This window comes from Microbacterium xerophyticum, from assembly GCF_053543555.1.
This window is the reverse complement of the sequence record NZ_JBLVOB010000007.1, coordinates 582254-591610: the sequence shown is the minus strand read 5'-3', so window position 1 is coordinate 591610 and position 9357 is coordinate 582254. Positions and strand designations below refer to the sequence as shown.

At 67.4% G+C, this 9357-nt stretch carries 8 protein-coding genes; 4 read left to right on the top strand and 4 right to left on the bottom strand.

The features are described from left to right. Positions 1–28: 28 nt before the first annotated feature. A complete protein-coding gene (locus ACNPNP_RS14365) occupies positions 29–2701 on the bottom strand; it encodes an outer membrane protein assembly factor BamB family protein (protein WP_448966707.1) in 2673 nt (890 codons plus the stop codon). Positions 2702–2837: 136 nt separating this feature from the next. Between ACNPNP_RS14365 and purM the strand changes: the two genes are divergently transcribed. Genes purM through ACNPNP_RS14350 form a run of 3 tightly spaced genes read left to right on the top strand, consistent with a single transcriptional unit; the run spans position 2838 to position 6733 of the window. Continuing rightward, positions 2838–3956 carry a phosphoribosylformylglycinamidine cyclo-ligase gene (gene purM / locus ACNPNP_RS14360; RefSeq protein ID WP_448966706.1) on the top strand — a complete coding sequence of 373 codons (1119 nt, stop codon included), beginning with the start codon at positions 2838–2840 and terminating at the stop codon, positions 3954–3956. A gap of 6 nt (positions 3957–3962) precedes the next feature. After that, entirely contained in the window at positions 3963–5420 is a 1458-nt protein-coding gene (gene purF / locus ACNPNP_RS14355) for an amidophosphoribosyltransferase (protein WP_448966705.1), read from the top strand. Further along, the gene (locus ACNPNP_RS14350; protein ID WP_448966704.1) at positions 5417–6733 is read left to right on the top strand and encodes an MFS transporter; all 1317 of its coding nucleotides are present in this window, start codon (positions 5417–5419) and stop codon (positions 6731–6733) included. Before purF ends, ACNPNP_RS14350 begins: the two co-directional genes overlap by 4 nt. Positions 6734–6818: 85 nt before the next feature. Here ACNPNP_RS14350 and ACNPNP_RS14345 read toward each other — a convergent pair whose 3' ends face one another. Next, on the bottom strand, positions 6819–7004 hold the full coding sequence (locus ACNPNP_RS14345; protein WP_188438153.1) for a DUF3073 domain-containing protein: 186 nt from the start codon (positions 7002–7004) through the stop codon (positions 6819–6821). A gap of 149 nt (positions 7005–7153) precedes the next feature. On the opposite strand from ACNPNP_RS14345, the gene ACNPNP_RS14340 reads away from it, so the two are divergent. Next, the gene (locus ACNPNP_RS14340) at positions 7154–7696 is read left to right on the top strand and encodes a universal stress protein (protein ID WP_448966703.1); all 543 of its coding nucleotides are present in this window, start codon (positions 7154–7156) and stop codon (positions 7694–7696) included. Positions 7697–7766: 70 nt separating this feature from the next. Here ACNPNP_RS14340 and ACNPNP_RS14335 read toward each other — a convergent pair whose 3' ends face one another. After that, on the bottom strand, positions 7767–8402 hold the full coding sequence (locus ACNPNP_RS14335; protein ID WP_448967259.1) for a PadR family transcriptional regulator: 636 nt from the start codon (positions 8400–8402) through the stop codon (positions 7767–7769). Further along, entirely contained in the window at positions 8399–9238 is an 840-nt protein-coding gene (locus ACNPNP_RS14330) for a DUF4097 family beta strand repeat-containing protein (RefSeq protein WP_448966702.1), read from the bottom strand. The genes ACNPNP_RS14335 and ACNPNP_RS14330 overlap by 4 nt, the downstream gene beginning before the upstream one ends. Between the last annotated feature and the right edge of the window lie 119 nt (positions 9239–9357).

The window sequence follows — 9357 nt, the reverse complement described above, 5'->3', positions numbered from 1 at the left end:
GGCCCGGGTGCCCTCGGATGCGTTCGGGCTACTTGGCCACGGTAGCGCTCACCGTCGACCTCACCTCCTTCTGCACGCCGTCATTCACCGCATATGTGACGACGGTCAGATCGGTCGTGCCTGCAGGCACGTTGTTGTCGATATCGGCCTTGTCGAACTTGATGATCAGGTGCGTGCTGCTGCCGGTCACCTTCGAAGCAGTGACGGGCTGCAGGCCCAGGGCGGTCTCCAGCAGGACATCACCCTCCTGCGTGTATCCCTTCGGCAGGTCGAGGTGCGCGGTGACCGTGCCGTCCGCCTTCGTGAAGAGGCCGTCCTCCACTCGGAGATCGAGCTTCCCGGAGGGGAAAGTCAGCGCCCCTGGCATGTCCTCGGACTCGGCGTACACCTCGATCTTGCCGGTGGGACGAGGATCAGTGCAGTCGTTGAAGAAGTACTCACCTGCCTTCTCGAACGTGTGCTGATAGCTCTCGCCGGGTTGCAGTCGCGCGTTGAACTCGCCCTCGAAGAACTGCGTGGCGCAGTGTTCGAGCGCGTTCGGGTTCGCGGGGAACGTCTCGGCCCCCGGGTTGAGGAACGTCACGCTGGTGCCGACCGGCACTCGGAGGTGCGTGGGCTGCATCGCCGCCTGGTTCGTGCTGTCGGCCGCCGCGGCCGTGTCAGAGGTGCGATCGGCCCGTGCCAGCAGCACGGTGTTGCCTACGGTGCTGCCCTCGACGGCGCCGCCGTTCACCGGTCGACGAATCGAGAGCGGTGCGGTCAGCGGGCCCTCCTGACTGCCGGACTCCGTGACGAAGTCGCCTCCGAGCTTGAAAGCCCACAGCGAATCGCCTCGGGTCACCGAGGCGCCGTAGGGGTTCGTGGTTCCGGCAGCGAAGACCGCGACGTACTGCTCGCCGTCGATCTCGTAGGTGACAGGTGCCGAGCCGATGCCATTGCCGGTCTGGAACTCCCACGCGACCTCACCGGTCCTGGCATCCATCGCGAGCAGACGTCCGTCGATCTGGCCGACGAACACGAGATCCGATGCCGTGGCCAGCGGTCCCTGGCCGTGGGACATGTCCGTGCCGAGGTGCTGCAGCCATTCGACCTTGCCGGTGGAGGCGTCGTACGCGACGATGCCGCCTGTCTGGTACTGGCCGATCGCCCGCTGCCCGTTCGCAGCAGCGCCGTTCCAATGCGCCACGTTGTTCGTGCCGTACGGGAAGTACACCAGGTTGGTGCTGTGGCTGTAGGCGTTGTTCGACCAGTCGCCGCCGCCGTTCTGACTGGTGGTGGACAGGATCGGCAGATCCCACTGCGGGTCGTACATGCAGCCCTCGCGATGCCCGACATGCCCCTCGGGGTAGGTGAGATGCTCCTGGTCCGCCGCGACGTAGCTGTCAGGGTTGAAGACGAGCGTGCCGTCCTCGTCCGGCTGGTACCCGTTGTAGTTGGGCACGCCGCGCCACGGGTCGCCGGGAATGTTGTCGGTGCCCAGCTCCTCCCAGACCACGCATTCGGGCAGCAGGCGCTCAGCCGGGAACGGCTGCGTGTCGGAGTTGGCCTGCCGGTCATCCGTGATCACCGGCTTCTCGTCCGCCGGCAGCACCGGCTTGCCGTTCGTGCGATCCAGGATGAACATGTGCCCCGACTTGCTGCCGTAGAAGATCACCTGACGCTCCTCGCCGGCGATCTCGATGTCGGCGAGGTTCGGGGCGTGCACGTTGTCCATGTCCCAGATGTCGTGGTGGATCGACTGGTAATGCCACTTGTACTCGCCGGTCGCCGCGTCGACTGCGACGAGGGTGTCGGAGAACACGTTGTCGCCAGGACGGCCGGAGCCGTCCTGAGAGGTGTTGCAGCTGCGGGGGTTGCCGAAGGTCATGTAGTACATGCCCAGGTCCGGGTCGACCGCGCCGTGCACCCACGATGTGGCGCCGCCCTCGATCGCGCAATCCGTGCCGTCCTCGTGGATCGGACCCCAGGTCTCGGACGCATCGAAGGTGCTGCCGTTGACGTCGGTGAACTCCTCGCCGCGGTTCGGCCCGCCGAAGAAGTGCCACACGTAGCTGCCGTCGTCGGCGTCGAGCGCGACGACCGCGCCGCGGTCGCCGTCAGCGGCGTGCACGTAGACGAGGCCGTCCGAGTAGACGGTCGCGACCTTGGCGACTCGTCCGACGTTCTCGCCGTCCGGGCCGGTCGGCTGCACGGCCCACACCTCCTCGCCCGTCTCCTGATCGAGGGCGACGACGCGGTTGTCACCTGCGAGCGTGTAGACGCGTCCGTCGCCCGCCGACACCCCACGCCGCGTGCTCGACATGCCGTACTCGTGGTTCTCCCACTTCCAGGCGGCCTCGCCCGTCGCGCCGTCGAATGCGGCGACTCCACCGCTGGGTGTGTCGAGATAGATCATGCCGTCGACGACGATCGGCGTCGTCTGCTGCCCGACGTCGTCGGACGCAGGCGCGACCGCCGAGACGTGCGTGCGCCACACCGGCGCGAGCCGGTCGAGGTTGCTCTTGGTGATCTGATCGAGCGCGGAGTAGTGCTGGTTGCCGAGGTTTCCGCCGACAGTGGGCATGTCCTCCTGCGTCGGATCGGTGGCGGTCAGACCGTCGACGGGTTCGTCGACGGCGTGCACGGGGCTGATGGCGATCGAGAGCATGACTGCCGCTGCGATCCCCGCCACCCCCAATCGTGTCGTGAGATGTCTGGGCATCGTGGGCTCCTTGGTCGTCATTGTTCCCATGGACGCTTCGGAAGCTAGCGATCGAGCCGGGATCCGCCAACCGTCGACCCATCAGGTGAGACGGATCGCGGAGATTCCACTGCTCGGGCACCGGTAGTCTTGTGGGGTGGCAGCCTCCTCCACCAATCCCTATTCCGAAGCCGGCGTCGACACCGCTGCAGGTGATCGTGCCGTCGAGCTGATGAAGTCCTCCGTGCGCGCTACGCACGGCCCCGAAGTGCTCGGCGGTGTCGGCGGGTTCGCCGGCCTGTTCGACGCGACCGCTCTGCTCGGCTACACCAAGCCGTTGCTCGCGACCAGCACCGACGGAGTCGGTACCAAGGTCGCGATCGCGCAGGCGCTCGACAAGCACGACACGATCGGGCAGGACCTGGTCGGGATGGTCGTCGACGACATCGTCGTCGTGGGGGCGAAGCCGCTCTTCATGACCGACTACATCGCGTGCGGCAAGGTCGTCCCCGAGCGCATCGCCGACATCGTCCGCGGCATCGCCGACGCGTGCACCGCCACCGGCACCGCGCTGGTCGGCGGCGAGACGGCAGAGCACCCCGGCCTTCTCGGCCCGCGTGACTACGATGTCGCAGGCGCCGCCACCGGCGTCGTCGAGGCGGATGCCGTGCTCGGCGCCGAGCGCGTGCAGGACGGCGACGTCGTGCTCGCGCTGGCATCCAGCGGGCTGCACTCCAACGGCTACTCCCTCGTTCGCCACATCGTCACGGGCGCGGGCATCGGCTACGGCGACAACGCCGCAGACCTCGGCACCACCTGGGGCGAAGCGCTGCTCGAGCCGACCCGCCTGTACACGCTCCCGTTGCTGCGCCTGATCGAGAAGCTGGCAGAGGGCAGCGTGCACTCCCTCAGCCACGTCACCGGCGGTGGCATCGCTGCGAACCTCGCGCGTGTGCTCCCGGTGGGCAGCTGGGCGGAGGTCGACCGCTCGACGTGGTCGCCGAGCCCTGTCTTCCGTGTGCTCAGCGACATCGCCGGTTCCACACTGGAGTCCGCCGAGGGCACGTGGAACCTCGGCATCGGCTTCCTCGCCGTGATCGATCAGCGCCAGAAGGATGCCGCGATCGCCGCGCTCGCCGCGGAGGGCATCGACGCCTGGCAGGTCGCGACGGTCGGAACGGGTCCTCGCCCGTCCGGAGAGTTCGAAGAAGGCGCCAAGGGCGTCGATGGTGGTGCGGTGCGTCTCGTCGGCGCATACGCGGATGGAGCAGAGTAATACCCCATGTGCGGAATCGTCGGAGTGGGCGCTGGCGGCCCGGTCAATCAGGACATCTACGATGCGCTTCTCCTGCTGCAGCACCGTGGGCAGGACGCCACCGGCATCGCCACGGCTGAGCCGAGCGGCGTCATGCACATGGCCAAGGCCGAGGGCATGGTGCGAGAGGCGTTCCGCACCCGCGACATGCGCTCGCTCCTCGGCAACGTCGGCCTCGGCCACGTTCGCTACGCGACCAAGGGCACAGCATCCAGCGAAGAGGAGATGCAGCCGTTCTATGTGAATGCGCCCTACGGCATCGTCCTCATCCACAACGGCAACCTCACGAACACGCGCGAGCTCACCGCGGAGATGGCCAAGCGCGATCGTCGGCACCTGAACTCCTCCAGCGACACCGAGCTGCTGCTGAACGTCCTCGCCGGCGAGCTGCAGGCCACGACGAGCGACGTCGACCTCGACCCGGAGCGCATCTTCGAAGCCGTGAGCTGCACGCACGAGCGCATCGAGGGCGCCTACGCCGTGATCGCCGTGATCGCGGGCTACGGTCTGCTCGCCTTCCGTGACCCTTACGGCATCCGTCCCCTGATCCTCGGTCGCCGCGACGGTGCGGAGCACGACGAGTGGGTCGTCACCAGCGAGTCGCTGGTGCTCGAGAACGGCGACTACGAAGTCGTACGGGAGGTCGCGCCCGGCGAGGCGATCTTCATCACCGACCAGGGCGAGTTGTTCAGCCGGCAGTGCGCCGAGAACGCCACGCTCACGCCGTGCGCGTTCGAGTACGTGTACCTGGCCCGCCCCGATTCGACGATGAACGGCATCGCCGTGTACGAGTCGCGTCTGCGGATGGGGGAGCGTCTCGCCGACACGATCGCGAAGCACGTGCCGCGCGAGAAGATCGACGTCGTCATGCCGATCCCCGACTCCGCGCGCCCGTCGGCGATGGAGGTCGCCCGCAAGCTCGGCATCGAGTACCGCGAGGGCTTCTACAAGAACCGCTACGTGGGTCGCACCTTCATCATGCCGGGTCAGGCGGTGCGCAAGAAGAGCGTGCGTCAGAAGCTCAACGCGATGTCGACGGAGTTCCGGGGCAAGAACGTGCTCCTGATCGATGACTCCATCGTGCGCGGGACGACGAGCAAGCAGATCATCCAGATGGCACGGGATGCCGGTGCGCTGTCCGTGACGTTCGCCTCGGCCGCGCCGCCGGTGCGGTACCCGCACGTGTACGGCATCAACATGCCCTCGAAGCACGAGCTGATCGCCCATGGCCGCACGATTCCGGAGATCGCCGCTGAGCTCGGCGCCGACCACCTGGTGTACCAGGAGGTCGAGGATCTCAAGGCCGCGATCATCGAGGGCTCGGATGTCACCGACCTCGACATGAGCTGCTTCGACGGCCGCTATGTCACGGGCACCGTCACCGACGAGTACCTCTCCTGGGTCGAGAGCTCGCAGTCGTCGTGAGCACGTCGCGCCCGCTCTGGCAGGGTCGGGTGCTCGCGGTGCTCGGCATCCTGCTGTGCGCCTTCTCGCTGCGCTCCGCCGTGGCATCGCTGTCGCCGCTGTTCGATCACGTCGCCGCCGACTTCCCGCTCTCCTCCGCCGTGGTCGGGCTCATCGGCACCGCGCCGCCGGTGTGCTTCGCGATCTTCGGGTTGCTGACACCACTGTTCGAGCGACGACTGGGCCTCGAACGGGTCACCGTGATCGCGCTGATCGCGATCACCGCCGGCCTCGTGCTGCGCGGATTCTCGGTCGACGCGATCACGCTGCTGCTGTCGACCGCGCTCATCTTCGCCGGAGTCGGGATGGGGAACATCCTGCTCCCGCCGTTGGTCAAGAAGCACTTCCCCGACCGGCTCGGCGCGATGATGACGATCTACACGACGGCGATGGCGCTGTCGACGTTCCTGCCGCCGTTGGTCGCGGTGCCGGTGGCGGATGCCGCCGGATGGCGCGTGTCACTGGCGATGTGGGGAGTGTTCGCACTCGCCGGCACCATCCCCTGGGTGCTCATGCTGCTCCGAGGGCGCACCGGCGGAGTCCCGGTCCCCGTCGGTCGCGAAGACCGCTCGGCACGTGATGCGGAACGGGCGGATGCCGCGGCAGCCGGTCCCGTGACGCTGGTCACCGGACCGATCGCCGTCGCTCCGGCGAACTCGCGGGTGTTCGCACGGCTCGCTCGGCTGCCGCTGGCCTGGTCGATCGCGGTCGTCTTCGGGACGTCGTCGACGATGGCGTACGTCTCGTTCGCGTGGCTGCCGACGATCCTGGTCGATCGGGCCGGGGTCACGGCATCCGTCGCCGGACTGCTGCTGTCGCTCTTCGCATTCATGAGCCTGCCCGCTTCGCTGCTCGTCCCGCTGCTGGTGGTGCGGTTCCAGGCGACGAGGCCGCTGTTCATCGTCGCCGTCGCCTGCGGCGCGGTGGGCCTGGCCGGACTCATCCTGCTGCCCTCGATCGCCCTCGTGGGGCTGTGGGTCGCGCTCTTCGGCATCGTCGGTGTGCTCTTCCCACTTGCGCTGGTGCTGATCAGCGTTCGTGCGCGCACACCGGAGACGGCCGTCGCACTGAGCAGCTTCGTGCAGAGCGCCGGTTACATCGGAGCGGCCGCGTTCCCCATCCTGCTCGGCGTCGTGCACGACCAGACCGGCGACTGGCTTCTGCCGCTGCTGATCATCGGCGCCGTGCTCGTGATCGCCGTGCCGTTCGGGTTGATCGCGGGTCGGCGGCAGACGATCGAGGACGAGTGGGAGCGCCGGCACGGACGCTGGTGAACCAGTGCCGCGCCGCGGGCGAACACAGCGGATGCGGGCACGACGAAACCCCCGCACGAGGTGCGGGGGTTGTCAGATCAGGCGGTCAGGCCTTCTCTAGTTCGTCTTCGTCTTCGTCCGCGTAGTCGTCCGCCCACTTGTCCACGTAGGCGTCTTCATCCGTCGGATGAGCAAGTTCCCGCTCGAGCGCGGAGTAGTTCACCGAAGGACTGAAGGACTTTAGTTCGCGAGCGATCTTGGTGTGCTTCGCCTTTTGACGGCCACGGCCCATGCGCGAGACCCCCTAACGATTTAAGCTGTCGGACAATCAGGCGCCCGAGGCATTCACGACACCGGCGTGCGGCCGGTAAGAGTAGCATTCAGGATAGCACGAGGGCCAGGTGTGCTGGCCTTCGCCGGCAGGTGAAGGGAACGATTCACATGACAGATGCAGCCTCCTCCCCGTCCGACGAAACGGCGCAGAACGCCGGGTTGCAGAAGGCCGTCATCGTCGGCATGCAACCGGGTCAGGCCGTACACGTACTGCAGGAGGCCGCGCACTACGCGCACCTCCTGAACGCCCCGCTCGTGGTCGCCCATGTGGACGTGACCCGGTTCGTCACATATGAGGATCCGGACGGTTATGTGCATTCGGCACCGATCGATCTCAACATCGAAGCCGGCGCCGCCGAGTTCGAAGAGGTCCAGGCGGCCGCGGCCGCCGAACTCGACGGCAAGGGCCTGACCTGGGCCGCGCGTCAGCTGGTCGGTGACCCGGCCCTTGCGATCAAGCAGCTCGCGAACAAGCTCGACGCGCAACTGATCGTGGTCGGCACGCGCAAGCGCGGGCTGGGCGAGTCGATCAGAGAGTTCTTCACCGGCTCGGTCGCCGCGCGTCTCGCTCACCGTCAGCACCGTTCGGTGCTCGTGGTGCCCCTCGAGGAGTCGGTCCCCGACGACCAGCAGGAGATCTGGACCGAGTAGCCTCTGCCCGGCCCGCCGAGATCCTGTGTTCGGCACGAATACGGGATCTCGGCGGATGGGCCGGACGGGCTCAGGCGCCGGGAGAGGCCAGAGCCTGTGTGACGGCGCGGGCTGCGGCGTCGAGCGCGGCCTCCAGGTCGTCGACGGTGGATACCGCGAGCACGCCGCCGCGCGCCACGTGAGTGCGCAGGTCGGTGCGCACTCGGGCGCGGAAGGCGTTGATCGACGCATCCGCCCGGTGCAGCGCTTCACGACTGGTCACCCGTTCGTCCGGCATCGAAGACGAGGTCGACCGGGGGCGTGCCTTGGCACTCGTCCGCTCGTCGTTCGCGGCCGCCGCCAGATCGGCGCGCAGGCTCTTCATGGCGTCCTGCACGCTCTGGCGCACTTCGTTCGCGATCAGGCGGACCGAGTCGGCGAGACCGGACTCGATGCCGGCGAGATCGCCCTCCCGTCCGGCGAGTTCGGCGCGACCGGCATCCGTGATCGAGTAGATCGTGGTGCGTCCGTCGACGGTCTTTGAGACCAGGCCCTCCTCCTCGAGCTTCGCGAGCCGAGGGTAGATGGTGCCGGCGCTGGGCGTATAGGTGCCGCCGGTGCGATCGGTGAGCGCCTGGATGATGCCGTAACCGTGCTGCGGAGCCTCTGACAGCAGGGAGAGCAGATACAGGCGCAGGTCGCCGTGCGAGAAGACGGCCGGGGTCATGAGTCCCACTCCGCATCGTCTGCGACGGTGATGCGAGGCTGACGCAGCACCGTGATGTCGCCCGAGACCGAGTTGGTGCGCACGTCGACGAACGAGCCGGCGAGCTCTCCCGTCGAGCCCGTGTAGTTGGTCGGTCCGGTGTTGCCACGGTCGACGCCGTCGATCAGCATCCGTCCGCTCATGGAGCGCGCCACGTAATTGGCGGGCAGAGTCTCCTCGAGTCGGATCGTGCTGTTGCCGGCGACCGTGTTCAGGTTGATGGTGTTCACGGCACCCGCCGCGTCGACCATGATCGCGCCGGAGACGGTGTCGACCGTCGCCTTGCGCACCGAGCCGGTGATCGCCACGTCGCCGGAGACGCTGTTCGCGTTCGCCGAGCCGGTCAGGCCACGCACCTGCACGTCGCCGGAGACCGAGTTGACGGTCAGGTCTCCGGTGTGGGTGTCGACGATGATGTCGCCGGAGACGGTGTTGAGCCGTGCGTCGTTGGTGAGTCCTGAGATCAGGGCGCCTGCGCTGACCACGCCGAGGTTGAGCGCGATGCTGCGGGGGACTGCGACACTGACCTCGGCACGGGGGCCGCCGGCGCCGAAGTTGCGGAAGACCTCGAGGAAGTTGTCCCACCCCAGCTGCGGGTGGTCGATCTCGATCTCGTTGCCGTCGGATTCGATCCGGAGGTCTTTGATGGTGACGCCGTGCACCTCGATGCGGATGCCGGGGTCGTCGTGGGCGATGACGTCCACCTGACCGCCGACGAGTCCGACCTTGAGCCGGGTCGCCTGAGCGATGTCGATGACGCGTTCCTCGCCGGGGGCGATGAGCCACTTCTCGGTCATGTTGTCTCCTGGGGTGTGATTAGTCGCGATATATCGCGTATGAAGAGCGTAACACGATATATCGCGAGTCTGTCAAGAAGAGATCTCGCGAAAGTCGGATGGGACGCAAGAGGCGGGGG

Excerpts from the sequence above, each read along its gene's own strand:
- ACNPNP_RS14330 (WP_448966702.1), bottom strand. The coding sequence starts at position 9,238 with ATGACCGAGAAGTGGCTCATCGCCCCCGGCGAGGAACGCGTCATCGAC.
- ACNPNP_RS14345 (WP_188438153.1), bottom strand. The coding sequence starts at position 7,004 with ATGGGCCGTGGCCGTCAAAAGGCGAAGCACACCAAGATCGCTCGCGAA.
- ACNPNP_RS14335 (WP_448967259.1), bottom strand. The coding sequence starts at position 8,402 with ATGACCCCGGCCGTCTTCTCGCACGGCGACCTGCGCCTGTATCTGCTC.
- purF (WP_448966705.1), top strand. The coding sequence starts at position 3,963 with ATGTGCGGAATCGTCGGAGTGGGCGCTGGCGGCCCGGTCAATCAGGAC.
- ACNPNP_RS14340 (WP_448966703.1), top strand. The coding sequence starts at position 7,154 with ATGACAGATGCAGCCTCCTCCCCGTCCGACGAAACGGCGCAGAACGCC.
- ACNPNP_RS14365 (WP_448966707.1), bottom strand. The coding sequence starts at position 2,701 with ATGCCCAGACATCTCACGACACGATTGGGGGTGGCGGGGATCGCAGCG.